Annotated in this window: 20 protein-coding genes; 9 read left to right on the top strand and 11 right to left on the bottom strand. The window is 38.8% G+C overall.

Annotated features, from left to right (window positions below):
* Positions 1 to 51 precede the first annotated feature (51 nt).
* The gene (locus tag FDK13_RS24655; protein ID WP_137342689.1) at positions 52 to 1485 is read left to right on the top strand and encodes a tetratricopeptide repeat protein; all 1434 of its coding nucleotides are present in this window, start codon (positions 52 to 54) and stop codon (positions 1483 to 1485) included.
* A gap of 294 nt (positions 1486 to 1779) precedes the next feature.
* On the opposite strand, the gene FDK13_RS24650 is transcribed toward FDK13_RS24655, so the two are convergent.
* On the bottom strand, positions 1780 to 2058 hold the full coding sequence (locus FDK13_RS24650) for a type II toxin-antitoxin system RelE family toxin (RefSeq protein ID WP_137342688.1): 279 nt from the start codon (positions 2056 to 2058) through the stop codon (positions 1780 to 1782).
* Entirely contained in the window at positions 2049 to 2339 is a 291-nt protein-coding gene (locus FDK13_RS24645; RefSeq protein ID WP_137342687.1) for a hypothetical protein, read from the bottom strand. The genes FDK13_RS24650 and FDK13_RS24645 overlap by 10 nt, the downstream gene beginning before the upstream one ends.
* A gap of 171 nt (positions 2340 to 2510) precedes the next feature.
* Here FDK13_RS24645 and FDK13_RS24640 point away from each other — a divergent pair, with 171 nt between their 5' ends.
* The 8 genes from FDK13_RS24640 (at position 2511) to FDK13_RS24605 (ending at position 12624) form a co-directional block, all read left to right on the top strand.
* A complete protein-coding gene (locus FDK13_RS24640; RefSeq protein WP_137342686.1) occupies positions 2511 to 3197 on the top strand; it encodes a response regulator transcription factor in 687 nt (228 codons plus the stop codon).
* A 20-nt stretch (positions 3198 to 3217) separates the two neighbouring features.
* Positions 3218 to 3964 (top strand): carbon-nitrogen hydrolase family protein, encoded by a 747-nt coding sequence (locus tag FDK13_RS24635; protein WP_137342685.1) that lies wholly within the window; start codon positions 3218 to 3220, stop codon positions 3962 to 3964.
* On the top strand, positions 3961 to 5328 hold the full coding sequence (locus FDK13_RS24630; RefSeq protein ID WP_137342684.1) for a sensor histidine kinase: 1368 nt from the start codon (positions 3961 to 3963) through the stop codon (positions 5326 to 5328). Before FDK13_RS24635 ends, FDK13_RS24630 begins: the two co-directional genes overlap by 4 nt.
* 155 nt (positions 5329 to 5483) lie before the next feature.
* Positions 5484 to 6743 carry a TolC family protein gene (locus FDK13_RS24625; RefSeq protein WP_137342683.1) on the top strand — a complete coding sequence of 420 codons (1260 nt, stop codon included), beginning with the start codon at positions 5484 to 5486 and terminating at the stop codon, positions 6741 to 6743.
* A 4-nt stretch (positions 6744 to 6747) separates the two neighbouring features.
* Positions 6748 to 7758: an efflux RND transporter periplasmic adaptor subunit gene (locus FDK13_RS24620; RefSeq protein ID WP_137342682.1), complete on the top strand. Its 1011-nt coding sequence runs from the start codon at positions 6748 to 6750 to the stop codon at positions 7756 to 7758.
* Positions 7759 to 7770: 12 nt separating this feature from the next.
* Entirely contained in the window at positions 7771 to 9150 is a 1380-nt protein-coding gene (gene mgtE, locus FDK13_RS24615; RefSeq protein WP_137342681.1) for a magnesium transporter, read from the top strand.
* 18 nt (positions 9151 to 9168) lie between these two features.
* Positions 9169 to 9471: a DUF190 domain-containing protein gene (locus FDK13_RS24610; RefSeq protein WP_137342680.1), complete on the top strand. Its 303-nt coding sequence runs from the start codon at positions 9169 to 9171 to the stop codon at positions 9469 to 9471.
* The gene (locus FDK13_RS24605) at positions 9472 to 12624 is read left to right on the top strand and encodes an efflux RND transporter permease subunit (protein WP_137342679.1); all 3153 of its coding nucleotides are present in this window, start codon (positions 9472 to 9474) and stop codon (positions 12622 to 12624) included.
* Between the two features lie 98 nt (positions 12625 to 12722).
* Here the strand turns inward: FDK13_RS24605 and FDK13_RS24600 are convergent, their stop codons facing one another.
* From FDK13_RS24600 to FDK13_RS24560, 9 genes are all read right to left on the bottom strand, one after another.
* Positions 12723 to 13565, bottom strand: coding sequence for a hydroxypyruvate isomerase family protein (locus tag FDK13_RS24600; RefSeq protein WP_137342678.1), 843 nt, complete (start codon positions 13563 to 13565; stop codon positions 12723 to 12725).
* Between the two features lie 18 nt (positions 13566 to 13583).
* Complete coding sequence (locus FDK13_RS24595) at positions 13584 to 14480, bottom strand: hydroxypyruvate isomerase family protein (protein WP_137342677.1); 897 nt, start codon at positions 14478 to 14480, stop codon at positions 13584 to 13586.
* A 38-nt stretch (positions 14481 to 14518) separates the two neighbouring features.
* Complete coding sequence (locus tag FDK13_RS24590; RefSeq protein WP_137342676.1) at positions 14519 to 15427, bottom strand: ThuA domain-containing protein; 909 nt, start codon at positions 15425 to 15427, stop codon at positions 14519 to 14521.
* Positions 15428 to 15563: 136 nt separating this feature from the next.
* Entirely contained in the window at positions 15564 to 18257 is a 2694-nt protein-coding gene (locus FDK13_RS24585; RefSeq protein WP_137342675.1) for a PQQ-dependent sugar dehydrogenase, read from the bottom strand.
* Positions 18258 to 18706: 449 nt separating this feature from the next.
* The gene (locus FDK13_RS24580; protein ID WP_137342674.1) at positions 18707 to 20215 is read right to left on the bottom strand and encodes a RagB/SusD family nutrient uptake outer membrane protein; all 1509 of its coding nucleotides are present in this window, start codon (positions 20213 to 20215) and stop codon (positions 18707 to 18709) included.
* A gap of 40 nt (positions 20216 to 20255) precedes the next feature.
* Positions 20256 to 23429 carry a SusC/RagA family TonB-linked outer membrane protein gene (locus tag FDK13_RS24575; protein WP_137342673.1) on the bottom strand — a complete coding sequence of 1058 codons (3174 nt, stop codon included), beginning with the start codon at positions 23427 to 23429 and terminating at the stop codon, positions 20256 to 20258.
* A 224-nt stretch (positions 23430 to 23653) separates the two neighbouring features.
* Complete coding sequence (locus FDK13_RS24570) at positions 23654 to 24004, bottom strand: hypothetical protein (protein ID WP_137342672.1); 351 nt, start codon at positions 24002 to 24004, stop codon at positions 23654 to 23656.
* Between the two features lie 153 nt (positions 24005 to 24157).
* Complete coding sequence (locus tag FDK13_RS24565; RefSeq protein ID WP_137342671.1) at positions 24158 to 24739, bottom strand: RNA polymerase sigma factor; 582 nt, start codon at positions 24737 to 24739, stop codon at positions 24158 to 24160.
* Between the two features lie 471 nt (positions 24740 to 25210).
* The coding region (locus FDK13_RS24560) for a transposase (protein ID WP_170982892.1) at positions 25211 to 25487 on the bottom strand (277 nt) is incomplete at its 5' end.

Here is a 25487-nt window from a genome sequence, read left to right as displayed (position 1 = left end):
AATTATTAATATTTGTATTTAGAAGTATCATTCACAACCAATCCGAGATCTATGAAAAAAATGTTTTTTGTTTCTGCACTTGGCCTGATTAGCTTTTCTGCGTTTTCGCAGACTGCTGTTGATAAGGCCGTTGTAGATCAGCTCCGCAAGGACAAAGAAAAAAGCGATAAAGGGGTATCTGATCCAAAAGCAAGTGCAAAAGCGGCATTCTGGATGGATCGTGCAACGACTTATTCTTCGATAGCTAATCAAAGTTCGGAGTTGGATTCAAGCGCTGCAAAGACTGCTCTTGAAGCATATAAAAAAGTTGTAGAGCTGGATCCAAAAAAAGCAAAGGATGCTCAGAAATTTATTACTGGTGAAGATCCTTCGTTATTTAATGCTTTTGTGAGACAAGGTGCTGAAAAGTATCAAAATAAAAATCTTGTTGGTGCCTTGGAAATGTTTCAGTTGGCACAAACTGTAAATACAAAAGATACACTTGCAAGTTTGTACGGTGGTATTGCTGCACAGCAAATTGATAAAAAAGAGGAGGCAAAAGTTCAGTTTGAGAAATATGTAGAAAACGGTGGTAAAGATCCAAGCGTATTTTACGGTTTGGCTCAGTTGTACCGTGCCGAAAATAATTTCGACAAAGCTGTTGCTACTTTGAAAAAAGGTCTTGAACGTTCGCCAGGAAATAAAGATCTTAAATCTGAGGTAGTAAATATTCTTCTGGCGTCTGGTAAAGAAGATCAGGCTATTGCAGAATTGACTGCTTTGACGAAATCAGATCCTACAAATGTTCAGAACATCGTGAATCTTGCGATTCTTTATGATAATATGAACAGCAAGCTTGGTACCAAGATCAAAGATCTTCAAGGCAAAATGGGTTCAGGAAAAAGCAAAACTGCTGACCTTACCAAGAAACTTGACGGTGAAAAAGAAAAACTGGGCATTTATGACGGTGAGGTGAAAAGAGTAAGCGGATTACTAAAAAAGACGCCTGCCAAACCTGATCTTAAACGTCAGTTGACTGATCTTGCTGCTAAGAAAAAAGAATCTACTGACGCAATTGCTTCATTAGAAGCTGAAATCAAAACAGCACAGGAAGCTGCAAAAGGAAACGACAATTCTGCGATGGAAACAGAGCTTACCAAGTTGAAAGCAGAGAAAAAGACGGCTAACGACGAAGCTATTGCTTCTTACAAAAAAGTATTGACTATTGACGCTGCTAACTATGATGCATTGTATAACCTTGGCGTTTTCTATTTCAACGAAGCTGTTCAATTGAAAAGCGAAGTGGATAACATGAACATGACCGAATATCAGCAACGTGGTAAAGAAGTTGAAGGACGTGTTTGCGGTCGCTTCAAAAAAGCAAAACCATATTTCGAAAAAGCTATTCAGGTGAAAGACGAAGCTGAGGCAAAGGACAACTTAGCAACAGTTAATAACGTTCTTGAACAATTTGCAGGCAAAGGAGTTGCTTGTACAGAAGAATAAGAACTAATTATAAGGAAATGAATAAGACACCTATAAATAGGTGTCTTATTTTTTGTGAGATATTCTATTTAACATAATATAAATTATAAAACAATTTAATGTCAAATTATTAGCTTTGAGAATTTGATATAGCGCGCTGTGGGTCGGCTGATTTAATTCGTTTAAATCTAAGGAGCTGTAATTAGATAAATTGATGGAGTAAGAAACTGTAAATCAATTTATTAATATGTTTATTGAAGATAAATTTTTGCTGAATTCATTTTTGAATTCAGCGATATTTGTGCGATTTTTAAATTATTTAGGTGGAAAATGTTTGTAAACATCGCCGCGAGTCATAATCGTTATCAATATTATATCTGGTTTTAAATATTCTAAGCCTAATCTGTATTGTCCTATCCGAATTCTACAATAATTACTTTCTCTTTTGCCTGCCATTTTCTTGCAGTCAACGTTGGCGTCCTCTAATGTTTCTGACTCTTCGAGTATTTGTATTATATCAAATACAGATTCCTGAATATTTTTAGGAACAGATAATAAAGCCTTCTTAAATCTTGATTTATACCTTACTTCCATCCCATTTCCGATTTCAATTTGGAAATCGGATAACTTGGTTCATCTTTTTCAGCTTCCATTAACTCACCTAAATAATAATCTTCTAATTCTTCGTTTTCAATAAGAACCAATATCTTTTCCATTTCATCATCACTCCAATTACCTCTTTGCTTTTTTACAGAAAATAAGGTTGGCTGCATCCCTATCTTTTCAGCCAGGAAAGAGTTTTTGTATCCCGACTTATTGATCAAATTACCCATGTTTTTTTTGAGCTCCTTGTAGTTTTGAATTACCTCTATCATATCGTTGTTTTGTATAACAAATAACATAATATAAATATACATAAAAGTATACATAACTATACATTTATGTATATTAAATCTTACTCATTCCGGACTTTGAGAAAAGACGGGAATGGAACATTTTATTCTCTCAAAATCATAGTATGTTTGTGCCAGTTACAAACTGAGTATATGAATATCCTGGTTATTGAAGATGAAGAAAGATTAGCCGTTCTTGTAAAGCAGGGATTGGAAGAAAATAGTTATACAGCAACTTTGGCTTTTGACGGGCTCACGGGGAAACATCTTGCCTTGCAAAATGACTATGATCTCATTATCATGGACATAGTCCTACCCTACATTAATGGTATTGATCTGTGTAAGGAGGTGCGGGCTGTAAAACCGGATATTCCGATTTTGATGCTTACAGCTCTTGGAACAACGAATGATAAAGTTGAAGCCTTCGATGCCGGTGCAGATGATTATCTTGTTAAGCCATTTGATTTCAGGGAATTACATGTAAGGATTCGGGCTTTAACAAAACGCAGCGGTGTTACAGCAAGACGTCACAACTACATTTTGAAATATGCAGATCTTGAACTGAATGATCAAACAAAGATTGTTAAACGCTCCGGAACTGAAATTGTTCTGACTCCAAAAGAATTCAAGTTATTAGAATATATGATGCAAAATAATGAACGCGTTTTGTCAAGAGCCGAAATTGCGGATAAAGTCTGGAATACACATTTTGATACCGGAACCAATTTTATTGATGTGTATATAAATTATCTCAGAAAGAAAATTGACAAGAATTTTGATCAAAAACTGATTCATACAAAATCCGGAATGGGCTTTATTTTAAGAAACGGAGAATTATAGAATTTTCAAAATATACAAAAATGATTATTGCAGCAGCCCAGACAATTCCCAAGCGAGGTAATATTAGTGAAAATCTGGAAGATCATTACAGACTGATCAATCTGGCTGCGGATAATAGTGCTCAACTTATTCTTTTTCCTGAACTTTCGATTTCAGGTTATGAAAGGGAATTAGCTGAAAGCCTGGAATTTACCCCTGGCGATTCCAGGCTGGATGGTTTGAGGAATTTGGCGGTAAAAAAAAATATTATAATTGTGGCTGGCGCTCCTATTCGTCAGGAATCTCAATTGTTTATCGGTGCGTTCATTTTCCATTCCAATGGAAGTGAGATAATTTATACCAAACAATACCTTCATGATGGTGAAGAAGTTTATTATTCTTCTGGCGTTAATGATTGTCTTCAAATAAAATTGGATAATGAAGCTTTTTCCGTGGCTATTTGTGCGGATATTACAAATCCGGCGCATCCTTTAAAAGCTGCTTCATTGAACAGTACAATTTATCTGGCAAGTATTTTCTATACACCAAATGGTATTTCTACGGGTTATAAAGATCTGCAAGGATACTCCATGGATTTATCAATGAATGTATTAATGTCTAATTTTGGAGGACCTTCATACGGAATGGAAGCGGCGGGGAGAAGTGCATTCTGGAATAAAGAAGGTGATTTGTCAGGAAGTTTGGAGCGTAACGGAGAAGGATTGTTGATTGTCAGAAAAAAACAGAATATATGGAAATCTGAGATTTTAATGACAGCCAGCTTATGAAAATCCGTACTAAATTAAGCATACTTTTTACCGTACTCACGGCCGCTATTTTGCTTGTATTTGCCTCATTGGTTTATTATTCTGCTTATCAAAACCGGGAAAATGAATTTTTTAAAAGGCTTCATCAGGAAACGATAACCAAAGCAAATCTTTTTTTCGCGGCTAAGGTAGATGCACATACATTGCAGACCATTTATAAAAACAACATGGAAACCATCAATGAAGTCCAGGTTGCCATTTACGATACAAATTCACATTTGCTATACCACGATGCCGCTGATATTGATGCAGTAAAAGAAACCGGACAAATGATGAAAACCATCATGAACAGGAAATATATCAGGTTTTATCAGGGTGACTGGCAGGCAGTAGGATTACTTTTTTCATTTGAGAACAAAAAATATATTATCACAGCATCGGCTTATGATAAATACGGATATAGCAAGCTTAGGTATTTGAGAGAAACCATTTGGCTGATGTTCGTTTGTTCGATTTTGGTAATCTACGCAGCAGGGAGATTTTTCTCCAAAAGAGCGTTAAAACCGGTTACTGAAATTGTAAATAAAGTAAAAAATATAACAGCCTCGAATCTGGATTTAAGACTGGATAATGCGGATGGAAAAGACGAGTTGGCCGAGTTGGCATCTACTTTTAATGGCGTTCTGGACCGGATTGAAAATTCTTTTGAGGCTCAAAAACAGTTTGTTTCCAATATATCCCACGAGGTGCGGACGCCCTTGGCGGTGCTGACAGCAGAGCTGGAACTGTCGACGTATAAAGAGCGTAGTGTAGCGGAATATAAAAAAGTAATAAGTAATACTTTGATTGATGCAAGAAGATTATCCAAACTTTCAGACAGTCTCCTTGATTTTGCCAAGGCAAGTTATGATCCGTCCGAGATCGGTTTCAAAGAGGTTAGGATAGATGAGGTATTACTTGATGCAAGACAAAAAGTACAGAAGGAGAATCCTAAGTATCTGATTGATATTCATTATGAAAAAGAATTTGAGACGGATAGTGAAATATCAGTCGTAGGGAATGAGTACTTGCTGAATGTAGCGTTTGCAAATTTGTTGGAGAACGGAGGGAAGTTTTCAAACAATCCGGAGACAATAGTTGAAATTAATTTTAAAGAAGAAAAAGTTATTTTAATGTTTTCTGATAATGGAATTGGTATATCTGAAGAAGATTTAAAATTAATTTTTACTCCTTTTTTTAGAGGAAACAATAAAAAATTTGCCGAAGGAAACGGCGTTGGCCTCTCCCTCACCCAGAAGATTATTGCCTTGCATAAAGGAACTATCTCCGTTTCTTCTGAAATTGGCAAAGGGACAATTTTTACGATAGTACTCCCCCATTTGTAACGATACAATTCTGTCGTATCCTCTCTTCTACCCTATTTTTCGCTTGTAATATTTGTCTCTAATGTTTTTCTAATTTTTTTCTATAAGTTCTCTAACGGTTGTTGTCGTCAGGAAAATGCAATTTTGTTATCATATTAGCAATTAATAAGAAGGTAATGCATTTCAAAGGAGTATTAATCACCGCCATCGTTACATCGTTTTGGATTTTTGGACCGGCATCTGCCCAGACAAAATACAGTTTGCAGCAAGCTTTGCAAACCGCCAAAATAAACAATCCTAATTTGAAAAGGGAACAATTTAACGTAAATATTGCTGAAACAGATATTGTTACAGCAAATTTACGGCCAAACCCTATTCTAAATAATCAGTCATTGCAACTGATAAAACAGTCAAAATTTCCTGATAATACCGGCTGGGCCAATCACCTGAACCGCCAGGTTTGGTGGCAGGTTACAAAACCATTCCAGATGCCGGAATTGCGGAGAAATAAAATCGAATATGCAAATCAGAATGTGATCCTGAACCAAAAAGCATATACCGAAACTGAACGTAATTTGTTTCAGGATGTGGCTAACAAATGGCTGGATGTGTGGTCGGCGCGGAAACAACTGGATATTTTGAATATTGCAAAAAGTAATATTGACTCTTTGGTCACCACAAACAGAATCCGTTTGAAAAACCAGGTGATTACGACAACGGATCTTGCGCGGACAGAGCTTTTGGCAAATCAATACAATGTCCAGATGAGAACTGCTGATCAGAACTATAAGAACGAAATTGTTAACCTGAAATTTCTGATGGGACTTGCTGAGGATATCAGCGTGGATACAACGGATAATTTCCTTTTTGCTTTTCCGTCCAATATTGACGATTTGTTGCAGGATGCGTTGCAATCCAGAAGTGACATTCAGACATTGAAGTCGACGATTAATGTTGCCAACTCCAATATCAAATTACAAAAGTCGATGGCCCTGCCTGTTCCGGAATTGGGTGCGATTTTTAACCCGCAAAACGGTGCGCCCTATGCCGGTATTTACGGTACGATTGCAATTCCGTTGTTTTCAAGAAATCAGGGTGAAATAAAAAAATCTCATGTATTGAAACAACAGGCAGAACAAGATCTGGTCGCGACGCAATCATTGATTCAAAGTGAAATCACAACAGCATACAGCAGTTATCAGACGCAAAAAGTGAATCTGCAAAATTTCACCAGTTTATTAGGACAGTCTCAAACAATTTTGAATAATGTAAAATATTCTTATTTGCGTGGAGGAACGACCATCATAGATTTCCTGGAAGCACAAAGAAGCTGGCTGGATACGCAGCAACAATACTACGAAACCTTACAATTATACCGTCAGAGCTATATCAAACTCTTGTACGCATCTGGCATAATCAATCAAATCGCGCAATAATATCATGAAGAATTTTTTTAAATACGGCTGGCTTTTTGGTGTAATGCTTATTGCCTGTGAAAAGAAGGAAAATAAATCAGCCCCTGTCGAAAACATTGAGCCTAAGATATCCGAGAACGGTGCAATAATAGAATTTCCAAAAGCAGAAAGCGCTAAGTTTTTTCAAACGGAAACCATTGGAAGCAGCTTGCTTACTGCTGATATTACTGCGCCTGCAACAGTTTCAGCCACTGTTGTAAAGTCCAACGAAGGCGCGTCTCAAAATATCGTTTTGTTTCAAAACCCAGAACTGGCCGGAAGTTATACCCAGCTTATTCAGCATTTGATTACGATTAATCAGATTCAAAACGTCAATATCAAACAACGAAAAATTGAGCTTGGTAGAATTCAGGATTTACAGGCACATGGCGCTGCAACTGGTAAAGATTTACTTGATTCACAAACGGCTATGGCTATGGAGGAAACGAATCTGAATAACGAAAGAGCTGCTTTGATCGAACATGAAACGAAATTGAAAGAAGGTGGTTTCCAGGCTGAAATATTGCGCAGGGCAAAAGCCGGAACCGCTTATATCACCTGCGATATACCTGAAAATGACGTTAGTAAAATCAAAAACGGAAGTCAGTGTGTGCTTCAATTTACTGCCTTTCCTAACGAAAAATTTAATGGAAAAATTGACAACGTAGCTGATATGGTAGATCCTGCAACCCGGATGATCAAACTTCGTGTATCTCTGAATAATTCGGATAATAAGTTGAAAGCCGGGATGTTTGGTACGTTGATGTTTGGTGTTAGTGAAGGGAAAAATATCAGTGTCAGCAAAGATGCGATCATTACTATTCAAGGTAAGAATTATGTATTTGTGAAGGACGGGACTTCTACTTTCAAACGTAAGGAAGTAAATATAGGCGACCAGGTTGGTGACAGAATAATTGTTTTTTCGGGCCTGAACAATGATGATTCTATTGCGATAAAAGGCGTGATGCAGTTGAAGGGACTTTCTTTCGGATATTAAGAAACCAGTATAATGACTATAAAAGGGATCAGAGCGAAAATTCTGAATAATGACTTCACGGCCTTATTTGGTTTGGGTGCGCACAAAAATTTTGTTCATCCTAATGATGTAGCTGTATTAATTAGCTCTCTTCCAGTGGATTCTGGCCTGAGAGCCTTTGTATCACTTCCCGAACAATCGCAGATCATTGCTTTTGCCTATTTATCCTTTGACTGGCAAAAGGAAATCGTTTTTGGGATCAAAAAAGAAAAGGCAGCCGGAATATTAAATGGATTGCCTTCTGATGACAGGTTTGATTTTTTCTCACGGCTGAGAGCCAACGAGCAATCTATTTTTCTGGGATATCTCACTAATGAAAATCGCAGCGAGACGCAGGACTTCATAGGTTATCCCAAAACAAGTATTGCCCGATTGGTAAATACTGATTTTGCGACCATTAAGAGAGAAATGACTATAGAAGAAACAACTGTTTATTTAAGGCAGACTCTGAAAGATACAGAAGCAGCCAATGTGATCTACGTTGTGGATGAAAAAGGTAGACTCATTGATGACGTACCGATCAGGAGATTAATATTAAACTCTCCACTGAGGACAATTGAAAGTATTCTGGATGGCTTTTGCGTTAGCCTAAACATCAATGAGACCGAAGAAAGTGCGATCCACAAATTCAAGGAATATGATCGCGAAGTACTGCCTATTGTAAATGATGATAATATTTTACTAGGTGTACTCACAGTTGACGATGTATTGGATATGGCTGAGCAACAAAATACTGAAGATATTGAAAAATTCGGAGGTCTGGAGGCACTGGATTATCCTTATGTTAAAACACCGTTTTTTTCACTGATCAAAAAGCGGGCCGGTTGGTTGATCATTCTTTTCTTAGGTGAAATGCTTACAGCAACGGCTATGGGATATTTTGATACCGAGATCTCCAAAGCAGTTGTATTGGCACTATTTATTCCATTGATTATTTCCAGTGGTGGTAATAGCGGTTCGCAGGCAGCCACCCTGATTATTCGGGCGATGGCTCTGAAAGAACTGAATATTAAAGATTGGTGGTACGTCATGCGAAGAGAATTTCTTTCCGGGCTTACACTGGGTATTTTGTTAGGATCGATTGGCTTTTTGAGAATTGTTCTTTGGCAGAATTTACATTGGTACAATTACACAGAACATTATTTACTGGTAGCTGCAACAATATTTTTCTCTCTTATTGGGATTGTTATGTGGGGAACACTGAGCGGCTCGATGATACCAATTGTTTTGAAGAAAGTTGGATTTGATCCCGCTGCTTCATCTGCACCTTTTGTAGCAACTTTGGTAGATGTAACGGGGTTGATCATTTATTTCAGTATTGCGAATATCCTTTTAAAAGAAACATTACTTTAAACATAAACTCATTGGTACATGCTACAAGCACAGATATTTATCGGAAAAGATCAGTTTTTCCGTGAGCAGCCGCTATATGAATATATTATGCAGTTGCTGCTAAAACAGAAAATCCGGGGTGCCACCGTTTTTGTCGGCCGACTGGGATATGACGAAAGCAAGCATCTTAACCGGCCTTTTGATCTTTTCAGTTTCGATGAGACGCCGATTTTGATCACCTTCATTGATGAAGAAGAAAATGTAAAATCAGCTTTGACCGCACTGCGCCAAGAAGTGAAAAGCGGATTTATTATTACCAATCACGTAGATAAGTGGAATTAGATGATTAAGAACTTGCTTTTTTTTAGTTTGCGAAACAGATGGGTGGTTATTTCCATCAGTTTTGTACTTATGGGCATCGGTTACTGGTGCTTTACCCAGCTCAAGATAGAAGCCTACCCTGATATTGCAGATACAAACGTAATTGTTATCGCACAATATCCTGGCCGGGCAGCGGAAGAAGTGGAACAACAGGTTACTGTTCCTATCGAGCGCGCTTTACAAAATACACCCAACGTGTTGGACCGCAGAAGTCGTACAATTTTCGGACTTTCTGTTGTTCAGCTTACTTTCAAAGACGGAACGGACGATTATTTCGCAAGACAGCAGGTTTTGGAAAGAGTTGCGGCAGCTGAATTACCTGCCGGTGTAGCTCCGGAGCTGGCTCCCCTATCTACGGCGGTTGGTGAAATTTTACGTTACGTTGTTGAGGCTCCGCCGACTTTTAGTCCTACACAATTGAGAGATTTGCAGGATTGGGTTATTAAACCTGCGTTACTTCAAGTGCCTGGTATTGCGGATGTTACAACATTTGGCGGGCCCTTGAAACAATTCCATATTTTAACTTCGCCTCAAAAACTGGTTAAATATGGCCTTTCCCTACAAAATGTAATGGACGCCGTGGACGCTAATAACCAGAATACGGGTGGAAATATTATTTCGCGCGGAGGACAAGGTTTTGCCGTTCGGGGACTGGGAGCGATTAAGACTGAGGAAGATATAAAAAATATCGTGCTGAAATCTGCAAACGGTGTTCCGGTATTTCTTCGTGATGTGGCAACGGTTGAAATAACACCGCCACCGCCAAGCGGGGTTATGGGTTACACTATCACAAAAGACAGCGTTGATGTGAGCGGAGGCGTTGAAGGTATTATTCTTTTGCGTCGTTACGAAAACCCAAGTGAGGTTTTGAAGGTTTTGAAACAAAGAATGGCTGATCTTACGGAAACAGAACTTCCGGAAGGCGTCACCTTACGTCCTTTGTATGACAGAAGTTTCCTTATCGATCATTCGCTTGAAACGGTAGCGCATACACTTTTTGAAGGGATTTCAATCGTAATTATTCTATTGATTTTCTTCCTTGGAAGTATTAGAAGTGCCTTGGTTGTTGCGCTTACGATTCCGTTCTCGTTATTGTTTGCTTTTATATTAATGCGTCTGACAGGAATTCCTGCCAATTTGCTTTCTTTGGGAGCGATTGATTTTGGTATCATTGTGGATGGTGCCTGCGTAATGGCTGAGCATTTGATAAGGAAATATAGAACAGCAACGGTTGAGGAAAAACAGCAGGGTATTGTAAAGATCACTTTGCTTGCTGCTCAGGAAGTTGGTCGTGAAATTTTCTTCTCCGTTACCATCATCATTCTGGCTTATATGCCAATTTTGTTGATGACACGCGTAGAGGGCAAGTTATTTTCTCCAATGGCTTTAACACTTGCTTTTGCTGTTATTGGGTCAATGATAGCAGCGTTAACTTTTATACCAGTGTTAATTTCCTTCGCCTACAAGAAACAATTGGCTAATCCGGAGAAACCGATGAAAGAGCACAAGAATTTTGTTCTGGACGGTTTGACAAATATTTACGCCAGAACCATAGCGAAGTTTTTGACTTATTACAAAACAACGGTTCTGATTGGCTTTGCTGTTGTAATGGTTCTGGTACTATTTGGAGCAAAACTTGGGTCTGAATTTCTGCCGACTTTGGATGAAGGTTCTATCTTTTTGAGAGGAAATTTCGCGGCCGGTATTACCATTCAGGAAAACGCAAGTTATGCGCCAAAGATCAGAAGTATCATTGCAAAATATCCGCAGATATCTTTTGTAATCACACAATCAGGTCGTAATGACGATGGTACAGATCCGTTCCCGGCCAACAGAAATGAAATTCTGATCGGTTTGAAAGATTACGATTTGTGGAGTAAAACAATCACGAAAAAAGAACTGGTTCAGAAAATTAAGGCGGATTTGCAGTCGCAATTACCATCCGTTGCTTTTTCTTCCGGCCAACCTATTATTGACCAGGTGATGGAAATCGTGACAGGTAGTGCAGCCGATCTTGCTATCTCCATCGTGGGCGATGATCTTGGTATGATGCGGATGAAAGCAGATAGTATTACAAAAATTGTAAAGGAAACCGCTGGTGCTGAAAACGTTAACATCGAGCAGGAAGGTCCGCAGGAACAATTGGCTATCAATATTAATCGTCAGAATGCTGCACGTTTTGGAATAAATGTAGCTGACATCCAGAATATGATTGAAGCCGCTATTGGAGGTAAGACAATCTCGACTTTGTATGACGGAACAAAACGTTATGATATCGTTGTACGTTTTTTACCTGAATACAGAAACTCAATTGATGTTATCAAAAATCTTCAGATTCCATCACTAACCGGTGCTTTGATACCTATGGATCAGTTGGCTGATATTCATTTTATTGAAGGCCAGACTAACATTTACCGTTATGGCAGTAAAAGAATGGTGACGGTTCGTACCAATATCAGAGGCCGTGACCAGGGAGGTTTTGTTGCTGAGTTGCAGAAAAAACTGGATGCTAAAATCAAGGTTCCAAAGGGTTATAGTATCGTTTATGGTGGTCAGTATGAAAACCTTGAACGTGCAGGAAAACAGTTGGCCTTTACTATTCCGCTTACCATTGTGATGGTATTTTTGTTCTTGTTCATGTTGTTTAAAAATCTTTCGCACACCATGGTTACAATGAGTTGTATTTTATTCGCATTAGGCGGAGGAATTGTTGCTTTATTGATGCGCGGGTATTATTTCAACGTATCGGCCGGGGTTGGCTTTGTAAGTATTTTCGGTATATCGGTAATGGCTGGGGTTTTACTCGTTTCCGCCTTAAACAGATCCGTTTTGAATACTGAAAATGATATCAGAAGTAATGTTTTACTTGCTTCTACCGAACAGCTTCGCGCACTTCTTTCGATTCTTGTTGTTGCCATTATCGGTCTCGTTCCTGCCGCAATTTCGTCAGGTATTGGTTCAGATGTACAGAGACCACTTTCTACCGTAATCATTGGCGGATTAACAAGTACGCTTATTTTCGCTCCGATTTTATTACCACCACTTTACTTATGGGCAGAAAGAAAGAGAAAAGTAAAGGTTGTAAAAGAAGGAGATGAACTGGAATTAGAATAATCAGTGGATGTTATAAGTTGATGTAATAAGGTAAAAACCCCGTTGGACTGAAAAGCCAAACGGGGTTTTTACTTTTAAACCAAAAATGTTAATTCAGATCAGGCAATATCACAAATTGTAACACCCTGTTTTAGCGAAGCAATATCGTCTTTCCGGCTTGGTATAAATTCCTGAGCCACAAATCCTTTGAATCCTGTATCTACGATTGCTTTCATGATCGCCGGATAATACAGCTCCTGCGTTTCATCAATTTCATTCCTTCCTGGTACACCACCTGTGTGATAGTGACCGATGTACTTGTGATATTTTTTAATGGTCGCGATTACGTCACCTTCCATGATCTGCATGTGGTAAATATCATAAAGCAGTTTGAACTTTTCAGAACCGATCATTTCGCAAAGTCCTGCTCCCCATGTCGTATGGTCGCACATGTAATCTCTGTGATTCACTTTGCTGTTCAGCAATTCCATGATCAAGGTTACATTGTATTTTTCAGCGGAGGGAATCAGGCGTTTTAAACCTTCTGCACAATTTCTCATGCCGTCAATATCCGACATCCCATTACGGTTACCAGAAAAACAAATAACACTTGTATATCCTGCCGCCTGAATTTTCGGGAAAATCTCTTCGTAACTTTTCACAAGGGCATCATGATTTTTGGGATCGTTAAATCCTTTTTCAATACCCATTCCTGCTCCGTTGGGTAACGCGCATGTCAGGCCATATTTTTTCAAAACCGGCCATTCTTCCGGACCTAAAAGTTCGATAGATTTTAAACCAATTTTCTGGCATTCCTGAGCGAAAGTTTCCAAAGGAATTTTGGAATAACACCATTTACAAACGGAATGATTTATTTTTCCTTTTAATTCTGCTCCAAGTGCTTTGTCAGATGCTGCAAAGACTTCTGTAACCGATAATGGTAAATTCGTATTTGATTTCATGTTGGGTATAATCACAATTTAAGCAATATCACAAATGGTCACGCCTTGTTTCAAAGAAGCAATATCATCTTTACGGCTCGGCACAAATTCCTGGCCTACGAATCCTTTATAGCCTGTTTCTGTAATAGCCTTCATGATCGCAGGATAATATAATTCCTGTGTTTCATCAATTTCATTTCTCCCCGGAACACCACCTGTGTGGTAATGGGCAATGTATTTATGATATTTTCTAATTGTTGCTATCACGTCACCTTCCATAATCTGCATATGGTAAATGTCATACAGCAATTTGAATTTTTCCGACCCAACCATTTCACACAATCCTGCGCCCCAGGCTGTGTTATCACACATATAATCTTTGTGGTTTACCTTACTATTCAGCAGCTCCATCACCAGGGTTACATTATGTTTTTCAGCTATTGGCATCAATTTTCTTAGGCCGATAGCGCAATTCATCATACCATCCACGTCACTCATGCCCCTGCGATTTCCTGAAAAACAGATAATCTGATTGTAACCGGCAGCCTGCACTTTCGGAATAATATCTTCAAAACCTTTGATCAGTTCCGCATGGTTTTTAGGATCATTAAATCCTTGATCCAGACTTTTTGTTAATCCTTCGCCCCAAGGAAGCGCACAGGTTAATCCGTACTTTTTAAGAACCGGCCATTCTTCCGGGCCACATAATTCGATGGATGTAAGGCCAATCTTTTTAGCTTCCTGAGCCAAAGTCTCCAAAGGAATTTTACTGTAACACCAACGGCAAACCGAGTGATTTATTTTACCGTTCATTTTTGGGCCAAGCGCCTTTTCTGAGGCGGCCATAACCTTTGTCATAGATAACGGTAAACTCAAAACGCCTGCTCCGGCGATAATATTTTTAAGTGCGTTACGTCTTGTAGATGTATTTTTCATCAGACTGTTATATTATTTTTTTAAATTTATGCGAGGTATTATGGTCGGGCACTTCCTTTTGTTGCCGTTGGGAAATCCTTTGGAATTGCTTGTGTAACTTTTCCCGTAGCCACCCATTCCGTTCCTCTTTGTAAGGTTGTAATAAATCCAACACATTTCTGAGAATAGTTTTCATGACCCAGTGTGGTATGAAATATTCTTCCTTTTCCATATTTTAGAGTCATCAACATGGGTTCGTTTCTTCCTGACCCTTTTTGTTCAACAGGACTATAAGCTGTTGCTAACACGTCAACGTTTTCTGCCGGCCCTCTCAAACGGTCATAAAGTTCATCTTTCTGATGAAGCCATTCAGCCGGCAAACCTTTCATAATCGGGTGATTGGTATCTCTTGTTTTGACGATAAATTCATGCTGATTACCATGACTTCCGCCAACTCCTTTTATAGTATCTTTTACCATTTTTTCTTTTGTTTCATCAAAATACAAATACGGACCAGACTTTTCATTCCGTCCCTCCCATCCGCCTATTCCTATCATTTGATTATAGGCCAGCCAATTAGGGAAAGAATTGTCAGCGGCGTGTACTGTTACAAGCCCACCGCCATTTCTAATAAATTTTTCAAAGGCGCTATTCGTAGCTTCCGGCCAGGAGTCTCCGTTATAATTGGATAAAACCACGTCGTATTTTGAAAAATCAGGTTTGAAACTATCCATATTTTCTCCCTTTTTTGGAGTCGTAGCAATATCAACGGTAAAAAGACCGGTTTCTTCAAGATATTTTTTCATCATCACGGTTCCGTCAGCCATATTTCTATGGTTATTTTGTCCGTCAATGATCAGGACTTTATACAGTTTTTTGGGAAAAGCCTGCGCGTTGTATGACAAAACGGACAAACTTAAAAAGAATGCCCATAGTAAATGAGAAATTTGAAATTTAATAATCTTCATGAAATTTTAAAGAATAAGCCTGAATTGAAGTAAAATTCGTGAGATGGACAATTCTACTATCCAATCCCGATTTTTAATTCAATTCAGGCTTTACTTTTATTACTTTTTAATTTAATAATACATTTTAAATGTATTATTATTTTCCTCCTTTTTGAACACTGCCCTCTTTATAAATCGGACTACTTTTGCTTCCGCCAGATTCCAGATAAGCAATTAGATCTCTCAATTCCTTCGGGTTCAGTCCATTGATAAGCCCAGGGAGCATGATGGATACCGGTGAAATTTTAGTTGAGCTAACTTCTTTTTTGGAAACTTTACGGATTGTTTTCTGGTCAAATGGATTTTGTGCGATGTAATAAAAATTCGCATCTTCATTCATTTGTCTTCCCAAAACCGATTCGCCGTTTTTAAGAGTGTATATGGTAGAGGCATACTGGTCGGATATCGCTTTATCTGGAGTGATTATCGCTTCAAGAACATCACGGGTCGTAAACCTGTTTCCCAGCTGCGTCAAATCAGGGCCAATGTCATTTCCTTCTCCCTGTATGGCGTGACATCTGCTGCAAAGCACGGCGGAGAATATCATTTTTCCGGTTTCAAAATTGGCTCCCGCAAGACTGTCCTGAACAAGTCTAACTGCGTCATCCACTTTCCAGCCGCGTCCAGGCCCTTTCGGGTTGTATTCTATCGCCAGATCATTACCGTTCATGGTAAGTTTTTCAGCACCGGATAATTTGTTGTAATAAGCAACTTTATCTTTCGGTACATTTGCAAGGGCTAACTGGCGTGCTTTTTCAATAAAGCCGATATAACTTCTTCCGCCTTTGTAACTGAATGCTTTGTCGTACCATTTAAAATATGTATCACGTAATTGTGGAGTCCAGCCCATTTTAGCAGTACTTAATACAAATGCATAAAAAGTCTGCTGTTTCGCTGGCATCTTTTCAAGCATTCCTGCAATATCAAGTCCATATTGCGGATTACGAAGAATCAGATCCGAAGAAGCCGTTGCTGTTTCGTTGTCCTTGTCATCGAAAAACTCATTTTTTGTAAGTAACGTTAATGTTCTTTCAACAGCTCCGGGAGCTTCAAGGAACACAAGAAGTTTGGCATACAAACGATTGCTCAGTGCAGAGGTCGAAGGATAATGCGGACTCAGATAATTTGTAACCTGAGTTTTTATAGCTCCTTCCAAAACGCCATAACGGAAAAATGTAACCTCAAAAGTACGTAACAGATCGCGTTGTTTCGATTCTGAAAGCTTTTTGAAGTCGATTGATGTAAGTGCTTTAAGTAAAGGTTCTTTTACGCTTTTGTCACCCTGACGCGCCAGTGCTAGAAGTGCATAGATTTTTGTATCCGGATTTGTTTCGTTCAACGCCTTGTCTTTCCATTCAGCAACTGGCTGATGTTCTACTGCTAATCTTGCAGCATAACGTACGGATCTGTCAGCGTGAGCCAAATTTGGCCATGAAGCACTTACTGCCTTTGGATTTACACCAAGGTGGTATTTTTCCAGTTCGGTACGAAGTTTATGTTCCGGCGTCAATGTAACGGCTGCAACATTGGATCCCGCTTTCAGGCTTTTGTAATCTTTATAATAAACACGGTAAAGATCTGATTCCAGACGGCGGCCACCTGTTAAAAAATAAAGAGCTCCATCCGGTCCTATCACACCGTCGGTCAAAGGAAGTGGAGAACCTGAAAGAAATTCTTCATGCTCGGCTGTATAAGTTCCTCCCGATGGTTTCAGGTGAAGTCCGTGCATAATACCAAAACTCCAGTCAAAAGCTAAAAGCGTATTTTTATATTTTTCAGGAAATAACGCATCTTTCAGATAAATTAGATTCGTTGGCGATCCTTGTCCGATGTTCATAACCGGTCCAACGTTGTCGGGGAATGAAGGAGCCCATTTTGCATCACCTGTTCTCCATCCAAATTCACTAGCACTGGTAGCATGGCATACACGTGTAGGTCTGTACCATGGTGTTCCGAAATCCCATTCCATATCAGAATCATACGTGAACATATCACCTGCTTCATTGAAAGCAATATCAAATGGATTTCTGAAACCAGCACTTACCAATTCCCAGGTTTTGCCTTCCGGATCCGTATGAGCAATCCACCCACCCGGAGCCATTCTGTCATTGGCATGACCTCTTGGATCTTTGATAAAAGGAAACAAGTTATCGTTCGTCCAGTTGTTTGGCAAGCGATATGAATCCATAGTCGGAAGATCGGTATGATTTCCTGCCACGACGTATAGAGATTTTTTATCAGGCGAAAGCTGGACGCTGTGCGGACCGTGCTCTCCTTCTCCTTTCATTGCTTTCAACAGCGTGATTTTATCATACTGATCGTTGTTATTTGTATCCTGTAACCGGTATAGTCCACTGCCTAATGGGAATTTGGCACTTTCACGATTGTTGATCACAACGTACAAGCTGTTGAATGCATAGAGCAAACCATGAGCAAAACCCATAGCGATTTTGGCTGTATCGCCTTCGATTTTAAGGGTTTCAATTTTTGGCTTTTCGGTTGACCCGATTGGCGCAATTACGACTCTGAACAGACTGCCGTATTGATCGGAAGTGATCAATCTTCCTTTGTCATCGAAGGTCATCGATACCCAAGAGCCGTCTTGTTCTTCGGATGGACTAAATAAATGCTCTGCAACAAATCCATCTGCAAGTTTCAGTTTGTCTACTTTGGAGCCAGGCGGCCGGTGTTTGGCGGACCGGTTGCTTAACAAAACCCCGCAAAAAACGCCTACGGCAATAAGCACCGCAAGTGTAATTGGAAGTCTAAACCATTGTTTTTTTGTGTACATTTTACAGCTCAGAGTTTAAGTAATATAAATTTTAAAGTATGATGAATTCTGTATTTTAATTGTCTCCGACTTGAATAAAACTAAATTAATCTTCAAAAAATCGGATTTTGCAAGTATAAAAGGATTGATTGATCCCACCATCCTGTTCTGTCGGGTTTCATTATAAATTAAGCAAATTCTAACGAATTATATTTAATAAGTTTTATACTTTTTAAAAGTATTTAATTAATTAAAAGTATAAATAGATTTTTATTTTTAGTACTTGTTTATTTTTTTATAAGTATTAAAAAATTAATAAGTACTAAATGTCTTTTAAGTGTAAAATGTTTAATTAATATCTTACTTAACACGTATAAATTTAGGTATGTCTTAAAAATAAAAAGTGCAGTAAGATCATACTTACTACACTTTTTACAATATTAAAGACTATTCAACTTCCTGAACCAATATTAAAAATTAGGAGACAAAGCCGATTCCACAGCTGGTAATCCATAATATTGACCAAGAACGGTGAATGCATTGCCCGGAGGAACGGAGCCTGCCGGGAAGTAATATGCTGATGGATTAGCTTTTACTCTCGCGCCATAAGGAACAATAATTTCCTGAATTCTACCTGTTCTTACGATATCAAACCATCTTTTGTTTTCAAAAGCAAGTTCAACTCTTCTTTCCTTGAAGATCGCTTCGCGAAGGTCAGTTTGTGAAGAAGCGGTCGTTGCAGCAAGTCCTGCTCTTGTACGTACCTGATTCAGGTAAGGAATAGCATCAGAGGATTTACCAGACTCATTCAAACTTTCAGCAAGGAAAAGAAGCACTTCAGCATAACGATAAACCGGGAAATTCTGGCCTGTGTTGCCTTGCTGCGTATGCTTGCGGGCAAACTTTTTAATATATGGATATTTTTTATCCACTCTTGCACTTTGGCTAAGCGTCACGTACCCGATATTAATATCCTTTCTCTTGTCACCTGTTTCAAAGGCAGCAATGATATCCGGAGTTGGAATGTCGCTACTTTCCTGCGAAGTACCCTGCGTATTGTTAGTTCCTGTAATCGGGAATAATTCTGCCGCAGTAATCGGGGAAGGCATGATCTGATAAATCAAGTTGCCATTATATCCGGCTGCACCTTCCATATACTGCACTTCGAAAACTGACTCCGCATTGTTTTTGTTGTCAGACGTTCCGGAAAATGCGTCGTCATAATTAGGCATCAAAGAATAACTACCGCTTTTTACGATATCGGCGAGTAAGGTTGCAGCATCAGCCCATTTTTTTTGAACGACATAAAGATTAGCTAGCAACATTTTAGCGGTACCAGATGTCACTCGTCCTGCTTCTTGTGTTGATTTTGGTAACAGGGAAGTTGAGGCTTCTTTGGCATCTTTTTCAATTTGTGCATACACGTCTTCCACTTTTGACAAAGGCAGCGCAGCTTCCTGGCGAGTTGTTACCGGTACAAGGTGAATAGGAACAGATCCGAAATATCTTGCCAGTTCAAAGTAAGCAAAAGCTCTTAAAAACAACGCCTGTCCCTTCAGGTTAGCCTTAATAGCAGCGTCGAAATCTACACCATCGATCAGTGCCAATATTTGGTTTGCCCTCGCAATGATCAGGTAATCCTGACGCCACTGCTGCAATACATTGTCATTAGCCGTAACACCATTCGCCGTTGGAATCGCGAAATCTGCTATGTTTTCTGTTGCATCCACCGCACCATAAAGTGGATTCCGGGCATAATAAGCATTGTCGGAATGCAATTCGCCCAATTTCCAGGCGCGGTCATTGAAAATAGTTCTCAATGGAGTGTACGTGGCATTGACAGCCGCCTGGAAATCGGCCTGGGTTTTGAAGTAAACGCCGGCACTCAACGTTGTCTCCGGAATAACGGTAAGGAATTTATCCTGGCAGCTTGTAAATGCCAGTGTGGCCAAACAAGCAATGATTAGTTTTTTTCTCATTATCAATATCGATAAAATGTTAATAGCTGGCTACGGTATTTTAGAAGTTCAGGTTAATCCCAACCGTCCATGTACGTGGTACCGGATAGTTAGAAAAATCACGGCCTAAGCTCAGGTTATCACCAGGACCATTACCATCAGGTTGTCCGCTGGTTTCAGGATTAGGGCCGCCCCAGTATTTCGTGAATACATACAACTGCTGCACCGAAGCATAAAGACGTGCAGATTTAAAAATTTTATTTTTAATACCGATGTTGTAACCCAGTGTAACGTTCTTAATAGTAAAGTAAGAAGCGTTTGCAAGGAATTGCGTACTAGCCCAGTCTCTTTCAAGTCCTGTGTAGTTTCCTCCGTTGTTGGTTGCTCCAAACTGTCCTTTTCCCTGCGTAATGATAGTCGTAGCAACGCCAGCAGCGTTGTTCTGAACACGGAAACGATCTTTCACACCAGCCACCATGTTAAATACCCCGTCAAGGTTGGCTGTGCTATATAAGTGGGTTACATAAAGCTGATTGCCCTGCGATCCTGATCCTGTGATAGAAAAGTCGAAGTTTTTATAAGACACACTGTTAGTAATACCATAGGTGAATTTCGGGAATGGATTACCGATGACCGTTCTGTCATCCTTATCTCCACCGTTAGTAATAACACCGTCACCATTTAGATCCTTGTATCTGATAACACCAATTGCGGAGCGGCCCGGAACAACGGGTGTGCTTGTCAGTTGCTCCTGAGTTGTGTAATATCCGTCTTTAACAAGTCCGTAGAATTGGCCAAAAGGCTTGCCAACCTGAGTAATATTAACTGAGCCGTAAACACGGTCAATCCCATCTGCAAGCGACATCACCTTATTTCTGTTAAAAGAAATGTTGGCGTTGGTTGTCCACTTAACCTGACCCACTGTATTGCGTGTTGTTAAAGAAAATTCATGTCCCCAGAATTTGATTTCACCAATGTTGTCATTGTAGTTACCAAAACCGGCTTCTTGCGCGATCTGAACACTGTAAAGTAGATTTGTTGTTCTTTTAGTGTAATAATCATATACGAAAGTGATACGGTCATTAAACAAGCCAAGATCAAGACCAAGGTCAAATTGTTTTGTTTTTTCCCAGCCAAGGTTACGGTTTTGCAGAGAAGTTACTGCTGCACCTGGTGCTACCGTGCTTCCGAATACAGAGTTAATCGTGTTATCAACCGTAGCGTACTGGGTGTAGTTACCAATGTTGTTGTTCCCAATTACACCGTAGCTGGACCGTATTTTTGCGAAAGATACTTGTTTGATATTTTTCACGAAAGCTTCATCCGACAATACCCAACCCACAGAAGCGGATGGGAAAACCCCCCAACGGTTGTCAGCACCGAAACGGGAAGATCCATCGGCACGTACGGCTGCGGTGAAAAGATATTTCCCTTTAAAGTTGTAGGTCAAACGTGACAGGTAAGATGATAATGTATATTGATTTACTCCACTGTAAGTTGCATTACCGCGTGCGATGTTTATTGCACTTTGTGGAGTTGAAATACGGTCATCCGGGTACACATTTGCAGAAACCTGCAATATTTCCTCGCGAACTTTTTGTTTCGTAAATCCTGCAAGTAATTCAAAATTGTGATCACCAAGCGTTTTATTGTAAGTAACCGTGTTTTCGTTCAGCCAGCTGAAATTTTGTGTATTCGAGCGAATCGATGCTGCGGTTGTAGGTATCGGTACGTTGATCTGGTAAGTCGCAGTAGACGGGTTGAAATAATAGAATTTCGTTGCCAAAAATTCTGTGTTAAAAGAACTTTTGAAAGTCAATCCTTTGATCGGAGTATACGCGGCATAGGCATTACCAAGGAAACCTGTTTTTTTAGTCTCGTTAACCAACTGTTGCGCAGCTCGTACCCAGTTTGGATATTTGAAGATATTTCCTGTGTTACCCGGGAATTCGTTATAGGTTGTCAGGTTCCCGTTTGCATCATAAATTGGCATAACCGGCCAGGTATGCAAGGCGTTAAAAAGAATACCAGTACCACGGTCACCATCAGATTTTGGTGTGTTGTCATAAATGTAAGACGGAGCAATATTAAAACCCAGTTTTACTTTATTGCTTACACGGTATTCGTTGTTGATACGCAAAGAATATCTTTTATACTGGTTATTCAAAACAACTCCTTGCTGGTTGAAAACCCCGGCAACAACGGAAGTACTTGATTTTTCTGTGTTTGTACTTACTGTCAGGTTATAGCTTTGAAGCGGAGCGCGACGTAGCAGTGCGCGATACCAATCATTGTTTTTCCCTCTGTATTGAGAAGGATCCTGGAATACTGTTGGAACCGGCTGGTTCTGATCTTCGTAATATTCCTTTTTGAACTGCGCGAATTCTTCCGCATTCAACATTTTGATTAAACCACGATCAGGTACATTCTGAGTACCTGCGTACACATTAAGTCCAATGTTGGTTTTACCGTTTGTTGATTTTTTAGTAGTAATCAACACAACACCATTGGCCGCACGTGAACCGTAAAGAGACGTTGAGGCAGCATCTTTAAGAATGGTGATATCCTCAATTTCGTCAGGATTCATGTTGCCGATGCTTCCTGTAATTGGGAAACCGTCAATAACGTAAAGAGGATCGCTACCAGCAGAAACTGACAACTGGCCACGGATACGAATCTGCATTCCTTGTCCCGGCTTACCTGTTGTTTGATTGATCTGCACACCGGCAAGTTTTCCCTGTAATTTCTGTGTTACCTGAGAAACCGGCATGTCTTTAATTTCATCAGCTTTGATGGTCTGAACGGAGCCGGTGATTTCCTTTTTCAATTGGCTACCGTAACCCACTACGACAACTTCAGAAAGAGATTTTGAATCAACCTCCAATTTTATATCAACATTGGTACGCGTACCCGTTTCAATTTCCTGAGATAGGTATCCCATAAATGAAAAGATAAGCTTACCTCCTTTATCAGGTGTATTGATTGTATATTCACCCGTTTCATTTGAAACAGTTCCGGATGTTGTTCCTTTTAAAACTACACTCACGCCGGGAAGTCCCTGGCCTGTTTCATCTGTGATTTTTCCTTTTACAGGGTGGTCGACGATAGCTTTAAGTGACGGACTGTAGGCAAAAGATGCTGTACAAAGTAAAAGTCCGATAAGAAGCTGTGACAGAGAAATCCTGGTAATCTTGTACAGTAAAGCGTACAATTGTAATTGTCGCGGTTGATTCATAAATTTGATGGTTTTATTGGATGTAAAAAATAAAACATAACGCTTCCTTCCACACCCGGTAACGGGTGTACTATACGATGGATTAAGCCTTACTCTCAGCCGGAAGTGGTGGCTCACTTTCGGCTGTTATTTAAAAAAAAGTTTGGTTATTTTAAAATCATATGAATTGGGTTAAATGAATAAAACGGTTTAGTTATTAATTTTTAATGAGATCCTTGTGTGGATTATCCTGCTTCACGAATAATAAAACTCATTTTTGTGGATTGATTTAAGTCAAAGGGACTTTCATTTTTAATAAGACCTCCCGTTGATTTATATTTTTTGATTAAAAAACCTGCCATAACCAACGATGCTGCAATACCCGCGTAAATAATGAAACCGGTAAAAAGATTTTTGCCCAATACCGAACGCTCATTTGCCTCTATTTTACTATCAATTTCCAATAGCATTTTTACTTCTAGCAAAGACTTTTCTCTCGCTGTCAGCATAAAATGCCGCTTTATTTTTATTCTCTTAAACCATGCCCGAATTGCTAAATTCTCTTCTTTTGTACATTCATCTTTTGAAAAGCGCAAAAGCAAATCTTCAAATTCGGACTTCGTCATGGCAGAGCAGTTATGAATTATATAACAAAGTCGTTTAACTAATCACGTCCCCTAGACACATTATATTAAATCAACTAAAATTCATATTTTTTCATATGTTATGTCTAAACATTCATTGAATATTTATATAATAAAATATATAAATAGAATGGCCACGAAATCTTTTAAATAGATCCGAAGGGTTTTGAGAGACTTTGTGATATGATATTCAACGCCTTTTTCGGACAATTGAAGGTGAGTAGCAATTTTTATTACAGGCCAGTTTTCCATTCGGCTAAGTCTGAAAACTTCCTGAGATTTCTCAGGTAAACTTTTCAGGCCTTTTTCCATAAAAATGGTCATGTCATTGACATCGACCAGATTTTCTGTTTGCGATTCTTCCTGATCCAGGAAGGTTTTGTAATAACTGATATAATTGTCTTTAACTATTTGAGAGCGTATGTGGTCAATAACTGCATATTTTATTGACCGGACAAGATAATTTTCCAGGCTTTGAATTTGTAAGATCCCACGTTTTTCCCAGAGTTGTACAAATATTTCCTGGACGATTTCCTCGGAAATATCCTTGTCATTGAGCCGGCGGTTTGCTATTAGGAAAAGTTTATACCAATATTTTTTATAGATTATTGTAAACGAACTTCTGTCTCCTTGAATTAAATTTTCAATGAGTTGCATTTCAGACACAGTAATATCAGATGAGCTCATAGATAAATAATTTCCCAATAGTAGTTGACATCAAAGTACCATTACATCTATTATTAATTCGAGTAAATAGTTATACTAAATGAATAATATGTACAATAATAGTGTTTGCGTGTAGGTCAACTATCCTGCTCTGTCTGGTAAAGTTCAAATTTTTATCTGTCTTGTCATACTGGAATACTTTCGCATCTAAATGTCAATCGGAGTAACCAAAGGTGAAATGTTAGGATCATTTAATTGGGCGGACATTTCCTATTTATGCAAAAATGGGAAATGTACTTTTTTTTAATATTTATAATATAGTTAGTTTATTAGATATTATACATTAATAAAGTTGTTAATGTATAATAAGAATTAATTGATTTTATAAGTATTGTACTTTTAAAAAGTAATTATAAATTAAATACTTTAAAACTAAAAGTATTTAATTTACTTATAAAAAATACAATACTTTTTAGAGTATGTTTTGGGATCTTATTTTGTTATTCTATTCAAAAAAATGGATAAGTAGGCAATTTCAAGCATTGCCTCAGCAGATTCTACGGTTTTCTCAACATCTCTAAATAGTCGACGTTTAAAATTTAGCCATCCAAACGATCTTTCTACTTGCCAGCGATTTTTCTGAGGGATAAATCCTTGTGCTGATTCTGGTTTTTGTGCAATTTCCACCTCCCATTTATACTCTTTGATTACATAATCTATGAATGTTATTTTATAACCGTTGTCGGCAGTAATTTTTTGTAAATCAGGC

The organism is Dyadobacter frigoris, from assembly GCF_005280585.1.
GTDB lineage: Bacteria > Bacteroidota > Bacteroidia > Cytophagales > Spirosomataceae > Dyadobacter > Dyadobacter frigoris.
Note: the sequence above shows the minus strand (reverse complement) of the source record. Positions and strands in the feature narration are given on the sequence as shown.

Excerpts from the sequence above, each read along its gene's own strand:
- FDK13_RS24610 (WP_137342680.1), top strand. The coding sequence starts at position 9,169 with ATGCTACAAGCACAGATATTTATCGGAAAAGATCAGTTTTTCCGTGAG.
- FDK13_RS24605 (WP_137342679.1), top strand. The coding sequence starts at position 9,472 with ATGATTAAGAACTTGCTTTTTTTTAGTTTGCGAAACAGATGGGTGGTT.
- FDK13_RS24620 (WP_137342682.1), top strand. The coding sequence starts at position 6,748 with ATGAAGAATTTTTTTAAATACGGCTGGCTTTTTGGTGTAATGCTTATT.
- FDK13_RS24580 (WP_137342674.1), bottom strand. The coding sequence starts at position 20,215 with ATGAGAAAAAAACTAATCATTGCTTGTTTGGCCACACTGGCATTTACA.
- FDK13_RS24650 (WP_137342688.1), bottom strand. The coding sequence starts at position 2,058 with ATGGAAGTAAGGTATAAATCAAGATTTAAGAAGGCTTTATTATCTGTT.
- FDK13_RS24645 (WP_137342687.1), bottom strand. The coding sequence starts at position 2,339 with ATGATAGAGGTAATTCAAAACTACAAGGAGCTCAAAAAAAACATGGGT.
- FDK13_RS24625 (WP_137342683.1), top strand. The coding sequence starts at position 5,484 with ATGCATTTCAAAGGAGTATTAATCACCGCCATCGTTACATCGTTTTGG.
- FDK13_RS24590 (WP_137342676.1), bottom strand. The coding sequence starts at position 15,427 with ATGAAGATTATTAAATTTCAAATTTCTCATTTACTATGGGCATTCTTT.
- FDK13_RS24585 (WP_137342675.1), bottom strand. The coding sequence starts at position 18,257 with ATGTACACAAAAAAACAATGGTTTAGACTTCCAATTACACTTGCGGTG.
- FDK13_RS24640 (WP_137342686.1), top strand. The coding sequence starts at position 2,511 with ATGAATATCCTGGTTATTGAAGATGAAGAAAGATTAGCCGTTCTTGTA.
- FDK13_RS24595 (WP_137342677.1), bottom strand. The coding sequence starts at position 14,480 with ATGAAAAATACATCTACAAGACGTAACGCACTTAAAAATATTATCGCC.
- mgtE (WP_137342681.1), top strand. The coding sequence starts at position 7,771 with ATGACTATAAAAGGGATCAGAGCGAAAATTCTGAATAATGACTTCACG.
- FDK13_RS24600 (WP_137342678.1), bottom strand. The coding sequence starts at position 13,565 with ATGAAATCAAATACGAATTTACCATTATCGGTTACAGAAGTCTTTGCA.
- FDK13_RS24565 (WP_137342671.1), bottom strand. The coding sequence starts at position 24,739 with ATGAGCTCATCTGATATTACTGTGTCTGAAATGCAACTCATTGAAAAT.
- FDK13_RS24635 (WP_137342685.1), top strand. The coding sequence starts at position 3,218 with ATGATTATTGCAGCAGCCCAGACAATTCCCAAGCGAGGTAATATTAGT.
- FDK13_RS24575 (WP_137342673.1), bottom strand. The coding sequence starts at position 23,429 with ATGAATCAACCGCGACAATTACAATTGTACGCTTTACTGTACAAGATT.
- FDK13_RS24655 (WP_137342689.1), top strand. The coding sequence starts at position 52 with ATGAAAAAAATGTTTTTTGTTTCTGCACTTGGCCTGATTAGCTTTTCT.
- FDK13_RS24630 (WP_137342684.1), top strand. The coding sequence starts at position 3,961 with ATGAAAATCCGTACTAAATTAAGCATACTTTTTACCGTACTCACGGCC.